This is a genomic window from Brevibacillus sp. Leaf182 (assembly GCF_001423865.2).
GTDB lineage: Bacteria > Bacillota > Bacilli > Brevibacillales > Brevibacillaceae > Brevibacillus > Brevibacillus brevis_C.
The window spans coordinates 171,329-188,208 of record NZ_LMPN02000018.1 but is presented as its reverse complement, the minus strand read 5'-3'; the positions used below and the strand labels follow the sequence as shown (position 1 = coordinate 188,208).

At 48.8% G+C, this 16,880-nt stretch carries 16 protein-coding genes; 9 read left to right on the top strand and 7 right to left on the bottom strand.

Annotated elements, in window-relative coordinates:
• Positions 1 to 47 precede the first annotated feature (47 nt).
• Complete coding sequence (locus ASG16_RS08685; RefSeq protein ID WP_056492150.1) at positions 48 to 704, bottom strand: CoA transferase subunit B; 657 nt, start codon at positions 702 to 704, stop codon at positions 48 to 50.
• A gap of 46 nt (positions 705 to 750) precedes the next feature.
• The gene (locus ASG16_RS08680; RefSeq protein ID WP_015893185.1) at positions 751 to 1,443 is read right to left on the bottom strand and encodes a CoA transferase subunit A; all 693 of its coding nucleotides are present in this window, start codon (positions 1,441 to 1,443) and stop codon (positions 751 to 753) included.
• A gap of 267 nt (positions 1,444 to 1,710) precedes the next feature.
• Here ASG16_RS08680 and ASG16_RS08675 point away from each other — a divergent pair, with 267 nt between their 5' ends.
• The 5 genes from ASG16_RS08675 to ASG16_RS08655 all read left to right on the top strand — a co-directional run bounded on the left by ASG16_RS08675 (position 1,711) and on the right by ASG16_RS08655 (position 8,536).
• On the top strand, positions 1,711 to 2,958 hold the full coding sequence (locus ASG16_RS08675) for an efflux RND transporter periplasmic adaptor subunit (protein ID WP_056492147.1): 1,248 nt from the start codon (positions 1,711 to 1,713) through the stop codon (positions 2,956 to 2,958).
• Positions 2,951 to 6,199, top strand: coding sequence for an efflux RND transporter permease subunit (locus ASG16_RS08670; protein WP_056492144.1), 3,249 nt, complete (start codon positions 2,951 to 2,953; stop codon positions 6,197 to 6,199). The genes ASG16_RS08675 and ASG16_RS08670 overlap by 8 nt, the downstream gene beginning before the upstream one ends.
• A gap of 110 nt (positions 6,200 to 6,309) precedes the next feature.
• A complete protein-coding gene (locus tag ASG16_RS08665) occupies positions 6,310 to 6,813 on the top strand; it encodes a VanZ family protein (protein ID WP_048034673.1) in 504 nt (167 codons plus the stop codon).
• 63 nt (positions 6,814 to 6,876) lie between these two features.
• A complete protein-coding gene (locus ASG16_RS08660; protein ID WP_056492141.1) occupies positions 6,877 to 7,995 on the top strand; it encodes an acetate/propionate family kinase in 1,119 nt (372 codons plus the stop codon).
• A gap of 127 nt (positions 7,996 to 8,122) precedes the next feature.
• Positions 8,123 to 8,536 carry a S1 RNA-binding domain-containing protein gene (locus tag ASG16_RS08655; protein ID WP_048034671.1) on the top strand — a complete coding sequence of 138 codons (414 nt, stop codon included), beginning with the start codon at positions 8,123 to 8,125 and terminating at the stop codon, positions 8,534 to 8,536.
• Between the two features lie 54 nt (positions 8,537 to 8,590).
• Here the strand turns inward: ASG16_RS08655 and ASG16_RS08650 are convergent, their stop codons facing one another.
• Positions 8,591 to 8,977: a rhodanese-like domain-containing protein gene (locus ASG16_RS08650; RefSeq protein ID WP_056492138.1), complete on the bottom strand. Its 387-nt coding sequence runs from the start codon at positions 8,975 to 8,977 to the stop codon at positions 8,591 to 8,593.
• 119 nt (positions 8,978 to 9,096) lie between these two features.
• Here ASG16_RS08650 and ASG16_RS08645 point away from each other — a divergent pair, with 119 nt between their 5' ends.
• Together ASG16_RS08645 and ASG16_RS08640 are read left to right on the top strand one after the other, a co-directional pair.
• Positions 9,097 to 9,984 (top strand): LysR family transcriptional regulator, encoded by an 888-nt coding sequence (locus ASG16_RS08645; protein WP_056492135.1) that lies wholly within the window; start codon positions 9,097 to 9,099, stop codon positions 9,982 to 9,984.
• 5 nt (positions 9,985 to 9,989) lie between these two features.
• The gene (locus ASG16_RS08640; RefSeq protein ID WP_056492133.1) at positions 9,990 to 10,790 is read left to right on the top strand and encodes an alpha/beta hydrolase family protein; all 801 of its coding nucleotides are present in this window, start codon (positions 9,990 to 9,992) and stop codon (positions 10,788 to 10,790) included.
• Here the strand turns inward: ASG16_RS08640 and ASG16_RS08635 are convergent.
• Together ASG16_RS08635 and ASG16_RS08630 are read right to left on the bottom strand one after the other, a co-directional pair.
• A complete protein-coding gene (locus ASG16_RS08635; protein WP_056492131.1) occupies positions 10,787 to 12,607 on the bottom strand; it encodes a sensor histidine kinase in 1,821 nt (606 codons plus the stop codon). The two genes, ASG16_RS08640 and ASG16_RS08635, sit on opposite strands and share 4 nt — an antisense overlap.
• Before the next feature lie 5 nt (positions 12,608 to 12,612).
• Positions 12,613 to 13,623 carry a BMP family ABC transporter substrate-binding protein gene (locus tag ASG16_RS08630; RefSeq protein ID WP_056492128.1) on the bottom strand — a complete coding sequence of 337 codons (1,011 nt, stop codon included), beginning with the start codon at positions 13,621 to 13,623 and terminating at the stop codon, positions 12,613 to 12,615.
• Positions 13,624 to 13,790: 167 nt separating this feature from the next.
• Here ASG16_RS08630 and ASG16_RS08625 point away from each other — a divergent pair, with 167 nt between their 5' ends.
• The gene (locus ASG16_RS08625) at positions 13,791 to 13,982 is read left to right on the top strand and encodes a hypothetical protein (RefSeq protein ID WP_056492125.1); all 192 of its coding nucleotides are present in this window, start codon (positions 13,791 to 13,793) and stop codon (positions 13,980 to 13,982) included.
• Between the two features lie 119 nt (positions 13,983 to 14,101).
• On the top strand, positions 14,102 to 14,455 hold the full coding sequence (locus ASG16_RS08620) for a response regulator (protein ID WP_048034664.1): 354 nt from the start codon (positions 14,102 to 14,104) through the stop codon (positions 14,453 to 14,455).
• 66 nt (positions 14,456 to 14,521) lie between these two features.
• Here the strand turns inward: ASG16_RS08620 and ASG16_RS08615 are convergent, their stop codons facing one another.
• Together ASG16_RS08615 and ASG16_RS08610 are read right to left on the bottom strand one after the other, a co-directional pair.
• Complete coding sequence (locus ASG16_RS08615) at positions 14,522 to 15,508, bottom strand: ornithine cyclodeaminase family protein (RefSeq protein ID WP_056492122.1); 987 nt, start codon at positions 15,506 to 15,508, stop codon at positions 14,522 to 14,524.
• 17 nt (positions 15,509 to 15,525) lie between these two features.
• Entirely contained in the window at positions 15,526 to 16,821 is a 1,296-nt protein-coding gene (locus tag ASG16_RS08610; RefSeq protein ID WP_056492118.1) for an MFS transporter, read from the bottom strand.
• Positions 16,822 to 16,880: the final 59 nt, after the last annotated feature.

The following is a 16,880-nucleotide window of genomic DNA, read 5'->3' as shown; positions in this document are numbered from 1 at the left end:
ATGAAGTCGGCGATTTACTCACGGGGGTTCTGTACCTGAAAAATAGGTTACAGCCCAATTGTTTTCAGTTCTGGAGAGATAAGTAGCGTAGGTTGCGTGCAGGCCTGGATGTCTTCCGCTGTATAACCTTCTGCTATCTCGACGAGGACGAGCCCGTCTGGTGTCACGTCCATGACAGCTCTGTCCGTAATGATACGGTTGACAACCTTCTTGCCGGTAAGTGGCAGGGCGCATTCATTCAAGATTTTTGTCTCACCATGCTTGTTGACATGATCCATGATGACGACGATTTTTTTCGCGCCGTGGACGAGATCCATGGCACCTCCCATGCCCTTGACCATTTTGCCAGGAATCATCCAGTTTGCGAGATCACCCGCAGCAGAAACCTCCATCGCTCCCAAAATAGCGAGGTCGATATGGCCGCCGCGAATCATCGCAAACGATTCTGCACTGGAGAAGTAGGCCGCACCTGGAATAGCCGTAACGGTTTCTTTTCCGGCGTTGATGAGATCAGGATCGAGGTTTTCCTCTGTCGGGTATGGACCAATTCCGAGCAAGCCGTTTTCCGATTGCAGAACAACTGTTTTTCCTTCGGGGATGTAGTTGGCGACGAGCGTGGGCATTCCAATCCCCAAGTTTACGTAAAAGCCATCTTCTATTTCCCCGGCGGCACGAGTGGCGATTTGCTCACGTGTAAGCGACATCTGTGTTTTCCTCCCTTGAATGTAATCCGGTACTCTCTTTTGCTGCTTACGAGCGGACAGTGCGTCGTTCGATGCGTTTTTCAAACGAAGGTGCCTGTATCACACGTTGCACATAGACACTTGGTGTGTGAATATGCTCAGGGTCCAGTTCACCTGTCTCTACGATTTCTTCCACTTCGACGATCGTGATTTTTCCGGCTGCTGCCATCATTGGATTGAAGTTTTGGGCTGTTTTGCGGAAGACGAGATTGCCCATCTTGTCAGCCTTCCACGCCTTGATCAGTGCGAAATCACCCGTGATGCCATACTCAAGCAGGTACTCTTTCCCTGCGAAATCGCGCGTTTCCCGTCCTTCAGCGATAGGTGTGCCGACTCCTGCTGGCGTATAGAATGCCGGAATTCCAGCTCCGCCAGCGCGAATTCTCTCCGCCAGCGTCCCTTGTGGCGTCAACTCGACTTCGAGCTCACCGGACAAAAATTGACGTTCGAACTCCTTATTTTCACCCACATAAGAGGAGACCATTTTTTTGATTTGCTTTTCGCGTAAAAGGAGACCGAGTCCCCAATCATCTACCCCGCAGTTATTTGAGACGACTGTCAAGTTTTTCACTGCTTTGTCTCGCAGGGCAATAATCAGATTCTCCGGAATTCCTACAAGTCCGAAGCCGCCCACTAATAAAGTGGCACCATCGTGAATATCAGCCACGATGTCCGTGTAAGAAGTATAGATTTTGGCCATGACGATCACTCCCACCATGAAAAAGTAAAGGATTTTTGTAAGCGCTAACAATAGGGCGATGCAGTTGCCCTGTTTTCCTGCCCTTCTATCATACTAGATACGAGTTACAAACAAGTGACGAGACATTTGGATTATAAAAAATAATGTAAAATGACAGAAAAGTAGTACAACTATACCATTTTTTTCTGTAAAATATATTTTGTCAATATTCGTCGTTTTTTTTGGTCAGTATTAGGAAGATTCAGGGGGAAATGTGGGGTTGCAGGAATGAAAAATACGAATAAATGGATAAGTCTTACGGTTGTGGTCCTGCTGCTCGTAGGGTGCGAAAAGCTAAATGAGGGAGTTTCAAGTCTGAAACGAACGAAAGAAGAAACGGTCATCAAGGTGAAAACGGTAAGTGCCTATACGGTGGAGAATGGCAAGGATGAGCGACTGATGGAAGTAGCAGGTGTAGTGGCACCGCGTCAGGAGCTGGCTTTATCGTTTGGTGCCTCAGGCAAAATTTCAGGCATTCTCGTAGAAAAAGGAGCTACTGTCAAGGCAGGGCAGACGTTGGCGACATTAGATGGAACGGCCTTGCAGCAAGGAATTCACGCAGCCCAAGGACAAGTAGCAAGTGCTGCAATCAAGCGGGAAAAGGCCGCCAAGGGACCGGAGAGTCATGAGGTGCAGACCAAGAAGCTACAGGTAGAAAAAGCGAGAGAACAAATGCAAAAAGCTCGCGACGAACTCACCAAAGCGGAGATTTTGTATGCGAATGGAGCCATCTCGAAGGATGAAAAAGACAAGCTGTCCTCTGCACTGCGACAAGCCGAGCTGAGTCTGGAAGAAGAACAAGTGGCGTACAACAATCTGCTGAAGGGTGCCGATCCACTGGACATCGAAGAAGCGAATGCAAGCATCCAGCAGGCCAATGTTCAATTGAGCCGCGCGAAGCAGGAAGCGGCTGATGCGGTGATCATAGCTCCGTTTACAGGCGTGGTTGCAGCGATCTCCAAGACAGCGTCGGAGCAAGCTGGACCTGGGACAGAGGTCATTCGAATGGTCGATACGAGCTCCTGGCTTGTTAAACTGCAAGTAGAAAGGGAGCAAATCGCCCATTGGCAGGCAGGTAAAGTGGTAAAGGTGAAAGCCCCGGACGGCAGTGAAGCAGAAGGAAAAGTGACGTTTGTTTCACCTGTTATGGATACCAGCTTGGGGTCTTATCCAGTCGAGGTGACCGTAGACGGCAAGAATGTAGCGTGGAAGGGTGGCATGACTGTCACTTGTATGTATCCGCTGCCGGCGTCAAATGTTGCGCTCGTTCCTGTTAGCAGCATCGGCGTCTCTGATGAAGAATATTACGTCATGAAAATCAATGAACATTCAGTGGAAAAGACGTTTGTCAAAGTGGGGGCATTGCAAGGAACCTTCTATGAGGTAGTGGAAGGTCTCGTGCCTGGTGACCAGATTGTTGCTTCAGGCTTGTCGTATGTAGTGGATGGTGAGGCGGTGAAGGTGGCGGATGAATAACAAGACATTTTTATCGATTATCCCCTCCTTCGCCCGCATCCTGGCGGTCATTTGCTGTCTACTTGCGGTAGGAGCTTGGTTCGGGCTGGATATCAAGACGTTCCCGGATCGGTCTGTGCCTGAATATACAATCAGTCTCTTGGCACCCAAACTTTCCTCTGCGGAAGTAGACGAATCGGTTGCGAGAAAAGTAGAGGAATCGGTACGTTCATTGGGCAGTGTGCTTACGATTGCTTCCGAATCTCGGATGGGGTCGGCAGTTATTACTGTAAAAACATCGGAACAAATCGGTTCGGATTATAAGGAACGGTTGGAAAAGAAGCTGGGAGAAATCACGAAGCAGCTACCCGTGCAGGAGTGGAGCGTCAGTCAAAGCAATCTGGCCGATAGCAAGATTGGCTTTTATGTCCTGTACGGCACGGACTTGCAGACCTTGTCTGACGTTGCCCAAAATACTGTCTATGACAAATTGATCAATCTGCCAGGGATCGCTCGCATCGAAATGGACAAGCAAGCCGTAAAAGAGCAGGTAGATATCATTTTCCGACCGTCCATGCTACTCGCCTACGGGCTCACACCTGCTGATGTTCTGTCGCAACTGCCGACAGATGTGGTTGGAGAAGAGGTAGGCTCTGTTGGAGCTGATAAGGATCGAACCATGATTCAATGGACGAGTAAATCGGAAGGGCTGCAAGATCTGGGTAAGCACTTGATCTCTACCGATAAAGGATACGTGCCACTAAACACGTTGGCTGACATTCGTGATCGACGCGGGAGCAAAGGCGAACAAATCGGGATGTATCGTGGCTCGCCTGCCTTAGGAATCACGGTGTACGCAGCAGATGTCGGGCAATTGCCTGTCATCAGCAGGCAAGTAAAGGAAGCGGTTGGCGAGTTGAATCAGGCTTCAGGCGGCAAGTACCGCCTCGATTTGTTTCGTGACGACGCCCAGACAATCACTGCTGCATTGAGACAGCTTGGGGCACTGGCTGTTCTAACGGCTGTCATCTGTTCGCTCTTTTTGTACCTGACCCGAAAACAATGGGCAGGGGCTGTACTCGCGCTTTTGGCAAACGTTCTAGCGGTCGGCAGTGTTCTTGGAGGCATGTGGCTTTGGGGAATCCCATTGACGCTCTCCACGCTTGGACCACTCGTGTTATTTTCGCTATTGTTCACAGGAGCAGGCTCTGCGTTGTTTCATCAGTTTTCACGATTGCCCTCGTACTCGTTTGTTCGTTGTTTGCAAGTGGCGTGGGGGTTGATGAAGCCGTTTTTGCTTACGATTGTCGTAGTGGCAGTCTGTTGGACAGGTGTCGTTTTCACGGATTTCCTCAAGGCAGAAGACAAGGTTGTCTTATACGATGCTTGGCCCGTTCTTTTGCTGGGGACGTTTGCTCTTATTCTTATCTATGGATTTATCACGCCGGTACTGACAGGAACGTGGCTGGAAGCTTCCGAACGAGTAGAGGAGGAAACTCCACGGGCTTCTGGTAAAGTGACAAGGTATTTTCAAGCTCGCTGGGAACGACTGGTGGAACAAGGGTATTTGCCTTATGGAATCACACTGGTTGCCTCACTTGCCTTTGTCTTTTTGCTCAAGTCATTTATTCTCGTAGATCCGTACGCCAAGCTTGATTATGGCGACAAGTCGCTTTCATTGCCAATGGTGCAGGGAAGCAGCATCGATGAGGCCATGCGGGCAGCACAAATAGCTGAGGAGCGCTTGCTCGCCATTAACGAAGTCCGAGATGTCTACACGATTGCCTCCGAAGAAAATCTGAGCTTTCAACTAAAGCTCGTGGACAAATACGATTGGACGCAATCAGTCTCAGATCTGGAAAAAGTACTGGACAAAGAGCTGCGAGATATTCCTCAGACAGATCCGTTTGCGCTGGTCATTAATAAAGATAAGGCAACTCGCCTTGTCTTGACGATCATGGGGCCATCCTTGCAAACGACGCAGAACATTGCTAATGAAGTATTGGCATTCATGGAAAAGCAGAGTGCGAAGGATAAAGAGGGGCGAGAACTTGTGACAGATGAACGAATCGGTCCAGGTGCAGTGGGGACCTTTATCGACATTCGTCCAAAACAAGAGATGCTGGCACGCTACCGGATTACGCAAGAGGAGATCAAGAGACAACTGGAGAGCTATTTGGGAGAAAAAACAGCAGGCAGTGTCTATTGGAATGAGCGTCAGGTACCTATCCATGTACGATTCCCTGACGGGTGGATGGACTATCCGGATCAAGTGAAACAGATTTTAATTCGAACCTCACAAGGTACGGTGCGGTTATCTGAGTTGGTAGATTGGTCGATCGGCAGCGAACCGCCTATTTATCAACGGGAAGACGGACTGTATGTCTTCAAGGTAAGCAGTGCCGTCACAGATCCAAGTCGAATTGAGCTGTGGTCTTACATCATTCCATATACCATGCAAGAAAAGGTGACGATACCCGAAGGCTACACGGTATATAACGACGATGAGCTGAAGAAATTGGAGGAGAAAAAGCTCAACAAGGTCGATTGGAGCAGCCGGTTCTTGACGATTGGCAGTCTGGTTGCCCTCGTACTTATCATGAGCTTGCTTTTGCAACGCAGAACACGCGATGGATTATTTGCCCTCGTTCTCTTGCCAGTCTTGTCTGGAGGCTTTGCGCTGGGATTGCTGTGGTTGGATCGACCCATGAACGTTATGAGCTTCTACGGTATAGTGGCTGCCATTGCCGTCATCGTTTTGCAGGCACTTCTTGCGATGGATGAGCTGTACAAGGCCCAAGCCGAACAGGAGCGAGTTTGGGACGGTATCAAGCTGGGGGCCAAACGCACTATGGTCAATCAAGCGGGGATATATTTGGCGATCGCGTTAGCCAGTCTTCCGCTAGCTGGGGGCTTGGGTACTGGGAATGATTCGTTTGCGTCCTTTGCCAGCGTATTGTTGTTTGGCATTCTAATGGGGGCTTTTGCCACAATCGTACTTCTTCCTGGTATGCAACATGCGGCTGTGCAAAGACAGGCTGCCCATTCTGAGATGTCTTTGCCGATCCTCGCTCGTCATTTGCGGATTTGGTGGGAAAACAATCAAGTACGTCGTAGCGATTTCAAGGAAAGAAAACGCGAACAGGCCCGCTCACAAAAAACAGGGCAAGCCGAAGTCTCAAACCACGATTCCCGAGAGTATGTGCCTGTACAAGAGGACTTCCTGCCTCTTTCTTCTTCTACACATGACGCCAACCGCTAAAATAGGTTGGCGTTTTTCTTTTTCAATCGTTCACGTAGCTGTAACCGACTAACCAGGTATGCGTCATGGTAAGATAGGAAAGAGAATCGAAAGCAGGGGGTAACAAACACGTGCGTCGATATCGAAAAGTATGGGATTACTTGCTTTTGATGGCCATTCTACTCGGTTTGTTCATTTCTTCTTCACAGCCATACGCCAAGCAAGACATGCGAGGGACGATAGACAAGCTAGTGGATGAACAGAGCTTACAGGACCGTTTAGGCGACATATCCATTCCTTACGGAGGCAAGGATGTCAGCCTGGAAGAAAAGGGAGCCGCTGGTTTTATCGAGTTCTTGATACGGAAAGGGACACACTTTACTGTTTTTGCTCTCTTGGCTTTTAGCTGGTATCGCGTGTTTTCGCATCATCTCTCGTTTGGGCAAGCACTGCCCTGGAGCGCTTTTTGCAGTGTGATGACGGCTGTTTTGGATGAATGGCATCAGACGTTTACACCGGACCGAACCGGAATGGTGCAGGATGTTTTGCTCGATGCATCTGGATCTGTCACGATGTTGTTGATAATTGCTCTCAATTACCTGTATTCACGAAGAGCATATCGTTATAAAATGTAGGGAGCCTATCCATCCTATGAGGAGAGAAGGCTGCGATTGAATGATTGGAGAGTGGATTAGATCGTGGTAGGAAAAAAGAATGTTCTTGTACTGAACTGCGGAAGTTCTTCGGTGAAGTACAAGCTGTATGAAATGCCTTCCAAAACATTGATTGCGCATGATTATTTGGAGCAAATCCAGCGTGACCAATATGAAGATGCTATTCGGGGAGTGTTTGAATCCCTCAAACAATATTCGATAGATATCGTTTCCCATCGTGTTGTCCACGGCGGAGAAGCATTTAAGCAGTCCGTTATTATTAATGACCAAGTAAAAGACGAAATTCGTAGCCTGTCCCGTTTCGCCCCGCTTCATAACCCCATTAACCTGACCGGGATTGAAGTTGCACAGAGTCTGTTTCCTGATTTGATTCACGTAGCTGTTTTTGATACAGCGTTCCACCAAACCATGCCACCATCCTCTTATTTGTACGCACTGCCTTATGAATACTACGAGCAATACGGTATTCGCAAATACGGTTTCCATGGAACGTCCCATCGCTATGTAATGGGCCGGGCAGCAGAAATGATGGGTCGCCCGAAAGAGCAGCTACGTCTGATCAGTTGCCACATCGGAAGCGGGGTAAGTATCACGGCGATCCGAAATGGTGAATCGTATGATACGTCGATGGGTATGACGCCGTTGGCTGGTTTGTCCATGGGTACGCGCAGCGGAAACATTGACCCAGGTATCATCCCGTATATTGAGGAAATTGAAAAGACTGACACGGCTGGCGCTATTAAGATTCTGAATAACAATAGCGGTCTCATGGGCGTATCGGGTGTATCCAATGATTTGCGTGACGTTATGAAAAAAGCAGAAGAGGGACATCTCCGCAGCAAGCTCGCGCTGGAATTGTTTACTACTATTCTGCATAAGCATGTGGGACTGTACCTTGCTCGACTGAATGGAGTCGACGGCATTATCTTTACGGCGGGTGTCGGAGAGAATAGTGCTGCCGTGCGGGATTTGGTGTGCTCTGGTCTGGAATTTGCCGGGGTAAACCTGGATCGTGAGGTAAACCGCACCAGCAAAGGTGAGACATTCATCAGCACGAAATACTCTCCGGTAAAAGTCATGGTCATCCCGACAAATGAAGAACTTGTCATGGCAATGGATGCATTCGAACTGGGGCATAACTAGCTTAGAGTGTGTGCCTAGAAAGAATAGGCTTTTCAGTATTGGAATTTCTCTGCTATACTAAGAGAATGAGGCTTCTGGTTTGAGGTTCTCACCATTTTTCTGAAAAAATAAAAGGAGTGCAAACTGGATGGCAGTACAAGTGGGAAGCATCATCGAAGGAAAAGTGACAGCGATTAAACCGTTTGGGATGTTCGTAGCAGTCAGCGAAACCGAGCAGGGGCTGGTCCACATTTCCCAAGTAGCAAACGGTTTTGTTAAGGATATCAATGATCACTTTACCGTGGGGGCACAAGTAAAGGTAAAAGTACTCTCCATTGATGATGCAGGTAAAATCTCGCTTTCGGTTCGCGCAGCACTCCCAGCGCCTGAGCGTCCGGAACGTGAAGAGCGCCGTGGTGGTGGATATCGTGGAGGCGACCGCGGAGGGAATGCAAAACGAGATAGCGGAGCTTCTTTCGAAGACAAGATGAAAAAATGGATGAAGCACAGCGAAGAGAACCTTGCGACAATCAACAAAAAGAACGCAAAACGCGGCTACTAAGCCTTGCGATAACTAAGAAGGACGGGACCAAGCTCCCGTCCTTTTTTGCGTTTCCTATTCGAGAGGATTCCCCTCTTTTTCCCAGTATTCAATCCCTCCGAGCATCTCTTTCACTTGAAAACCGAGAGCGGCCAGTTTTGCGCAGGCCTTAGCTGCACCGTTGCAGTTAGGACCCCAGCAGTAGACGACCATGAGCTTGGTCGGGTCCAGAGCAGCCGTCGTTTCAGCAGAAATAAGCGAATGGGGGAGATTCAGAGCTCCGGGAACGTGACCATCCCGATACGCTTTCTCGCTGCGAGCATCCAGGATGTAGAAGCCTTCCACTCGGTTTTGGATGTCATTCCATACATCAGCGACATCTGTCTCGAGAGAAAGCTTGTTGAGAAAATGAGTACGGGCTACTTCAGATGACGCGGCGGGTGTTTGCAAAACAAGAGACATATCAAAATCCTCCTCGTTACGTGTGATGGTTATGTACAAAGCATAGCATTGAACCAACCATCACAGTTATCTATACTATTTAATAAGGATCATTACTGATTTCTATGGGAGGAAGCGGGATGGAGCTGGTCTATTTACATACTTTTCGCGAAGTAGCCCGGTATGGGAGCTTTACACGGGCAGCAGAAGAACTGGGCTATGCTCAACCGACGGTAACGGCACAAATGCAAAAGCTGGAGCAGTCGTATGGAGCTCCGCTATTTGAAAGATACGGACGCAAGCTGCGACTGACGCAAGCAGGGGAAGCCTTGCTGCCGTACGCACGGGAATTGATTCGTCTGTATGGGGAATCTAAAGAAGTGATTAAGCAACAGACAACAGGCCCGATTGCCATTGGAACGATTGATACATTGGCGGCGTTCTTTCTGCCGCCGTATTTACAGGCTTTTTGTCAGCAATATCCTCAGGTTGACTTAGTATTGCAGACGGCTGGAGAAGCAGAAATTGTACAACAGATCAAGGATGGCTATCTCGATTTCGGGATCATTTTCGATCGCCCTTGTACAGACCCTGAGTTAGTCACCCACGTTATTCGCGAGGAAGAATTGGTGATCATCATGCCACCCACCCATCGATTTACGACAGCAACAGCACTCACGGTCCATGATTTGGGTGGGGAACCGCTTGTATTGACCGAAGAAGGCTGTACGTATCGGGGCATGCTGCTGGAGGCATTGGGAGAGGCTGGGATGAGTCAGCGAATCGCCTGCCAGTTTAGCAATCCGGAAGCGATCAAGCAGTGTGTGCGCTGTGGCCTGGGTGTAGCTTTGCTGCCGCTCATGGCGGTCAAGAGAGAGCTTGCAGAAGGGGTGCTCACAGCCATCCCGTTTCAGTCAGATAAGCCGCCTTTTTCCATTCAGCTTGTTTATCATAAAAAGAAATGGCTATCACCTTCGATGGTGACGCTTGTGGATACGATTACGAGATCACAGAGAGAGGAATCGTGAGCAGGATGCAGCTAGATACTTCACCATTTGTCGCATGTATACCCGAGGAGACAGTCCATCCGGGAGTGCGGCTCTATACCGTCAGCTACTACAGTCAAGACTTGCTGGTAAAAGCCGCCTTGGCTGTACCAGAGGCCTATTTTCAGGAGGGAGCATGTTTGCCAGCTCTCCTGTATTGCCGAGGCGGGATAAAAGGAGTAGGACGGGTCCGACCTGAGAGAATCAGCCAAATGGCCGCCTTTGGCTACGTGGTCCTCGCCCCTCATTACCGTGGCAACGAAGGCGGAGAGGGCCGCGATGAATTCGGTGGGGCAGACAGGCATGATGTGTTTGCTGCATTTGAATTGCTCCGCAATCTGGAGAAGGTGGACAAGGGGCGAATCAGTGTCTACGGCTTTTCACGCGGTGGCATCATGGCCTTGTTTGCTGCAATGGAGTGCAAGGGCGTATTGTCTTGCGTCGTATGGAGTGGTGTCAGCGACATGTTTTTGACTTATGAGGAGCGGGTTGATCTGAGAAGGATGCTGCGCAGAATCATCGGTCATCCGCGCAAGCAGGAAGATGCCTACCGCGATCGGACGCCTTTGTATCGGATGGACGAGATTTCTTGCCCTGTGCTGATCATACATGGAACAGAAGATGAGAATGTGGGAGTGGAGCATGCTCATAAATTGGCAGATGCGCTGACACGGGCAGGCAAACCGTATGAAAAATGGCTGGCGCAAGGGGCCAGCCATCTGTTTGTCGGGGAAGAAATGGAGATGTATACGCGCAAGATGTTCGCTTGGCTGGATGCGCAAGCCTAATCTTCTTTTGGTGTAAGCGGAAGCGTGATGATGATTTCCGTTCCTTTTCCCAGCTTACTGTTCACGTACAGCTCCCCACCGTGGTTTTCGACCATTCGTCGGGAAATCGGCAGCCCCAGTCCTGTCCCATCCTCTTTTAAGGAGAAGAACGGATCGAATATACGCACCAGATACTCTTGAGAAATGCCTTCTCCCGTGTCTTTGACATGAATATGGACAGCCTGATCGTCCAGGCGGCTTTCAATGGAGAGAACGCCGCCGTCTTTCATGGCTTCAATGCTGTTTTTCATTAAATTTAACAGGATTTGCTTTAATTGCTCGACATCGACGTGAATGCGAATGCTCGGATCACAGCGATCTACGATTTCAATCCCATGCAGCATAGCCTCGGCATTCATCAAGGGAAGAATCGAATGAACGACACCGGTTAGCGCAACCTCGCGATAATCGGGCTTGGACGGTTTGGAGAGCATCAACAACTCCGTCACAATGCGGTTGACCCGTTCAATTTCCTGCAAAATTAAGGGCAAGTAGTACAAATCACGCTCTTGATTCGATAAACGCTGTTCCAATAGTTGAATAAAGCCGTAGATGACCGTTAGCGGATTACGAATTTCATGAGCGGCTCCCGCTGCCAACTGACCGACCATCGCCAGCTTCTCAGATTGATTCAAGTACTCTTGAATTTGCTCCTGCTCCGTAATGTCCAGGAAGGCGACCATCCACCCGGTTTCCTGATCGTGGTGATGATTGTGCAAAGGGATGTAGGAGACCAGGGCAATGAATGGCGTGTCGTCTTTTTTGTACAAGGTCATTTTGCGATTGACGAACCAGGGAGTCGGCTCGTTGCATGTGGGTGCTTCAAAGGAAACTTTGGACACGGGGTAACCGTGATCGTCGAGCTTGACCAAATGCTGTGCCAACTGGTTTACATGAAGACCGACTGTCGCATGGGAGTGAGTTATAATCCCAACAGGCAGAGAGTTTAAGATTTGCTCCCGGATGTTTTTTTCTTCGGTCAGAATTTGCCGTTGCCTTTCATCTTGTGCGAATAGATTGGCGATGCTACTCGACATTTTGTTGAACTCCTGCGCCAACTCAAGGAATTCGTCTTGATGGGTATAGACGATTTGTTGGCCGAATGTTCCTTTCGATACTTCACGCGCTTGCTGCATCAGAGACTGGATCGGGCGCAACAGCTCATTGCGGAAGTAAAACGTACAGAACAGCCCAAACAAGATAGAGGCTACAGAAACGGAATACGTCAGGATCAACGAGACTTTGATGCTCTCATTCGAATTCTGAAACTCTTTGTTCGTCTGATACTCGAGCTGATTGAGTGAAAAGGACAGATCTCGTTCCAACCGGTCGAGCAATGGCTGTACTTCATTGGTAAGGACATAGCTGACGGCGGGAACATTCCCTGCTTGCAGCAACGGATTGATTTTGTTCAAAAAAATAAAGTCCAGTTTTGATATCGATTCAATAATCGTAAACAAGCCACTGTTCGCCTCCGTTTTGGGAAGCGAGGAAAAACGAGCCGTATCGATCAGATTTGTGTAGTACTGATCCAGGTAAGACTCGTTGCGCGTCAATGTATACATGTTCAATGCATATGTCTTGGTGTAAATCTGGTTTTTGACTTCCAATAAGGCGCTCGTTTGCGGTAAGAGGTTTTGCGTCAAATACACTTCATCAGAGGTGACCTTGGTCATTTGATAGCTGAACAGGGTCGTTACGCAACCGATGAGAAGCATCATTACGAGATAGCTGAGCATGATTTTTTTCTGAAACCCGAGATTGCTGAAAAGGGGCATGCTGATTAACCTCCATACGAGCCACGGGAAGGAATGAGATTTTGCAGTTCCCGTTCTAAATCTTCACGTACATTTGCTGGCACCATGTGTCCGAATTGACTAAGATGGTTGACTCCTTCGGCAAGTCCGTACATGACTTTTCCATTGGGGAGATCCCCTTGAATAAACTGTTCCATGATGATGCGGTAGCACTGACGAACATCCTGCATCATGGAGGCCAGCACGAAGTCAGGAGCGATGTAGCGCTGATCGGCAATATATCCGATTGTGAATACTCCTGCGCGCTGTGCTTCTGTAATCACTTCGAGATTGAAGCTGTCGCCTGTGGTGTAGATGACATCCACACCTTGTGCAATCATGTCGCGAGTTGCACGAACGGCCCCCTCAATATCATTGAAATCAGGAACCTTTCCCACGACGATAGTGGTTTTGGGCGACGCCTTTTTCACGCCATCGATAAAGCCTTCTACTTGATGGAGTTCTGTGGGCTTGTCTACCATGATGTACCCGACTTTATCCGATTTTGTCATTTTGGCGGCTAGGATACCCACGAGCTTGCCGGCAGGCTTCATATCGTAACGAATCGTGGTCTGATTCGGATGCGGAGCCTCTCCGTTAAAGGAAACAAAGTGTGTTTTCGGATACCGAAGCGCCACGTCTGTAAAAGGATCAGAGAAGATGAGGCCATGACCGAGTACGAGATCATAGTCGTTGGCTGCATATTTCTCAGCCACCTTCGTGATCTGCTCCGGTTTTATATTATTGGCGATTTCGAGTGAAAAGTTAAATCTTTTTTGCAGTTCTGTCATACTCTCCAGTGCACTGCTGTTCCAGCCCTGATCATAAGTGGGGCCCTCCAGCAACAGGGCGACACGCACTTTTTCAGAAGAATGGCTGCTTTTATTTATGACTTTATCAAGATGCTTCATGCTTGTAACGAACTGACTGGTAATGAGCAGAAGCAGCCCGACTACCAATCCGGTAAATAAGACGGGAAATGGCAGCAGCTTTGGCATGCGGGATTCCTCCATGAAAAAAAGCATAATCCACTTGAAAATATAAATACACGTCATGCCTATTATATCGGTTCTCTGAAGGTTGTGCATGGAAAAAAGGGATACGGACAGGCTAATCGTATGGAGAACATCCTGCGAAGCGGGAACAGAAGGGAGGCGTACACGCGATGGAAAACGATATGGTGGAAATCCCCCAGATTCATATTCCGGATGAGGTCACACAGGTCGATCGACCAGAAATTGGAGAGACCACTCCACACCCGAAACCAGACAGCCCTCTGGCGTCGAGCGGGATAGCTGAAACCGTCAGTGACAGCGATTCGAAAGAGAGCAGCGAGCGAATCGGCTTTATTTCATAATACCGATCGGAGTTCGCGCCATTCGACAAAAGAAGTCATTTTCTCTCGTGGACAAGGCTTGCGATTTCTGCAAAAGTAGGAAGTAGAATAGCAAGCGAGATGCGAGGGGATAAGACTGCATGGCCCGATTGCTGATAGTAGATGACGCAGCCTTCACGAGAAGGGTGCTGACGGATATGCTAGGCGAACAACATGAAGTTTGTGGAGAAGCGAGCAATGGTTTGGAGGCAATTGAAAAGTACAAGGAGCTCAAGCCAGATATTGTCACCATGGATATTACCATGCCGCACATGCACGGGATTGAAGCCATGCGTCACATCTTGGATTTTGACCGTGATGCCAAAATTTTGATCTGCTCGGCAGTCGGGCACCGGCAGAAGGTGCTGGAAGCGATGAAAACAGGAGCGAGTGATTTCGTCGTGAAGCCTTTTCAAAAAGAGCAGATACTTGATGCCATCGCACGACTTTTGTAAACCGGAAAAAGCAAACAGCCGCCAAATCCCGGGTGGGAAGGCGGCTGTTTTTTTAAAAGCCAGGATTTACAAGCTGATTTCTGTTCCAATGCCGTTTGCTTTCGCCCGTTCATAGACCGTTTTGGCAACGGCTGTGTCCAAATAGGCAACACCCACGGATTTGTACAGCGTGATTTCTTCATCGTTTTCTCGGCCAGGCTTTTTCCCAATCAGAATGTCTCCCAGCTCAGCGTGCATTTGTTCAAAGCTCCATTCACCGCGTTCAATCGGAATAAGCAGATCGCCGGCTTCGTGCTGGGCTCCCTCGAGTGTATCGACCACGACTTTGCTGTTTTGTACAGTAGTCAAGTCGACCTCCTGCATATGAGGAAGAAAAGCACCGATGGCATTGATATGCGTACCAGGACGCAAGCGTGTTCCATCAAACAACGGGCTGGTAGCCTTGGTGCTGCAGATCACAATTTCGGCATTGGCAACCGCTTCATTGGCATCATCCATAACCGTGATTTCGCCATGCCACTCGGGGTAGAGCGAGAGCAGTGTTTGCTTCATTTCGTCCGCTTTCTCGCGTGTGCGGTTATAGAGATAAATGGTTGTCAGCGGACGGACTTCCATGACGGCTTGAATCTGTCCGATCGATTGAGCCCCGCATCCCAATACAGCGCAGCTTTGCGCATGTTCTTTTGCCAAGTATTTGGTTGCAACGCCACTGCTTGCACCTGTGCGCATAATCGTCAACAGGCTCGCGTCCATCATCGCCACATGCTGTCCCGTTTTAGCTTCGGTCAACACGATTACACTTTGGAGTGCTTTGATATCGTGCTTGTGATTCTCCGGGAAAATGCTGATGATTTTTACCGCTACGTAATCGTCCGTTTCCAAATAGGACGGCATGTATAGACTGGTTGCTCCGTATTTCGGATGGTCAATGGCAGTACGAACAGGGGTGGTAACGTTTCCGAGCATATGCTCACGGAAGACGTGTTCCACATCTTCCAAGCAATCTTTCATCGTATAGATTTGTTCAATGTTTTCACGGCTTAATACTAGCATCTCATTCTTCCTTTCCATCAGGATTCGTCCAAATCCTTTGTTTCCTTCGTAGCAGAAACCGCAATGAGAGAAATAACCCCGGAAATGACAATGTACAAAGCGATTGGCACCCACGAGTTAAAGGAGCTTAACAAGGCAGTAGCGATCAGTGGAGCAGTACCGCCTGCCAAAGCAGCACCGAGCTGGTAGCCAACCGTTACCCCAGTATAGCGTACATTTGTACTGAAAATCTCCGAGAACATCGTACCCAATACTGCTGTGACCGGAGCCCAGAGAATCCCGAGTCCGATGACTGTAGCGACGGTAAGCCAGAGGGCTGATTTCAATGACAGCATATAAAAGTAAGGAAATGCAAACAGCATCATCGCTATCGTTCCCACGATATACAAAGGCTTTCTTCCTACTTTATCTGACAGCATGCCCATGTACGGAATCGCGATGGTTGTCACTAATGTGGCGATCGTCACGGCATTGAGTACCGTTATTCGGTCGTAGCCCAAGTAGTTCGTCGCATAGGCAATAATAAACGTCGAGAAAATATAGAACGGTGCTGTTTCTACCACTTTGGCTCCGACGGCAATCAGAACAGCTTTCCAGTGATAGCGAAATGTATCTACGATGGGAACTTTCGCAATGTTCCCCGTCTTTTTTGCTTCTTGAAAAGCTGGCGTTTCATCGATGCCATTGCGAATCCAGAGTCCTAAAAAGACAAGTGCTGCACTCAATAGAAACGGAATTCGCCAGCCCCAAGACATGAATTGATCATCGGGAAGCGCACTCATTAAAGAAATGGCTAACGTACCGAGCAGCATACCAATCGTTACACCCATTTGCGGGATACTCCCAAAAAAGCCGCGTCTGCCTTTGCCGGAGTACTCTACGGCGAGAAGCAATGCGCCTCCCCATTCGCCGCCAATCCCCAAGCCCTGAATCAAACGCATCAGGACGAGAAGAATCGGAGCCCAGATGCCAATAGCATTGTAATCAGGCAGCAAGCCGATCAAGACGGTAGCGCCTCCCATCAGCGACAACGTCAAGACCAGCGTCTTTTTACGACCGATTTTGTCCCCGATATGACTGAAGATCACGCCACCCAAAGGCCGGATGAAAAAGGGAAGACCAAATGAGAGATAAGAGAGCAGTAAGCCTACAGTTGGATCAGAAGAAGGAAAAAATAGCTTGTTGAATACGAGCGATGCCATGGTTCCATACAGAAAAAAGTCAAACCATTCAATGGAGCTGCCAATCAGGCTCGCGACCAACGCTTTGTTTTGAACCTTTTTGGAAACGCCGGCTTGTGTTTGTAATGCCATCGGGTATTCCTCCTTTGTCAGTAGATATTGAAGTATCACTTCAATTTTAGAGTGAAGTA

Bases quoted from the DNA above. Each gene is read 5' to 3' on its own strand.
- ASG16_RS08685 (WP_056492150.1), bottom strand. From the start codon at position 704: ATGTCGCTTACACGTGAGCAAATCGCCACTCGTGCCGCCGGGGAAATA.
- ASG16_RS08680 (WP_015893185.1), bottom strand. From the start codon at position 1,443: ATGGCCAAAATCTATACTTCTTACACGGACATCGTGGCTGATATTCAC.
- ASG16_RS08675 (WP_056492147.1), top strand. From the start codon at position 1,711: ATGAAAAATACGAATAAATGGATAAGTCTTACGGTTGTGGTCCTGCTG.
- ASG16_RS08670 (WP_056492144.1), top strand. From the start codon at position 2,951: ATGAATAACAAGACATTTTTATCGATTATCCCCTCCTTCGCCCGCATC.
- ASG16_RS08655 (WP_048034671.1), top strand. From the start codon at position 8,123: ATGGCAGTACAAGTGGGAAGCATCATCGAAGGAAAAGTGACAGCGATT.
- ASG16_RS08650 (WP_056492138.1), bottom strand. From the start codon at position 8,977: ATGTCTCTTGTTTTGCAAACACCCGCCGCGTCATCTGAAGTAGCCCGT.
- ASG16_RS08645 (WP_056492135.1), top strand. From the start codon at position 9,097: ATGGAGCTGGTCTATTTACATACTTTTCGCGAAGTAGCCCGGTATGGG.
- ASG16_RS08640 (WP_056492133.1), top strand. From the start codon at position 9,990: ATGCAGCTAGATACTTCACCATTTGTCGCATGTATACCCGAGGAGACA.
- ASG16_RS08635 (WP_056492131.1), bottom strand. From the start codon at position 12,607: ATGCCCCTTTTCAGCAATCTCGGGTTTCAGAAAAAAATCATGCTCAGC.
- ASG16_RS08630 (WP_056492128.1), bottom strand. From the start codon at position 13,623: ATGCCAAAGCTGCTGCCATTTCCCGTCTTATTTACCGGATTGGTAGTC.
- ASG16_RS08625 (WP_056492125.1), top strand. From the start codon at position 13,791: ATGGAAAACGATATGGTGGAAATCCCCCAGATTCATATTCCGGATGAG.
- ASG16_RS08620 (WP_048034664.1), top strand. From the start codon at position 14,102: ATGGCCCGATTGCTGATAGTAGATGACGCAGCCTTCACGAGAAGGGTG.
- ASG16_RS08615 (WP_056492122.1), bottom strand. From the start codon at position 15,508: ATGCTAGTATTAAGCCGTGAAAACATTGAACAAATCTATACGATGAAA.
- ASG16_RS08610 (WP_056492118.1), bottom strand. From the start codon at position 16,821: ATGGCATTACAAACACAAGCCGGCGTTTCCAAAAAGGTTCAAAACAAA.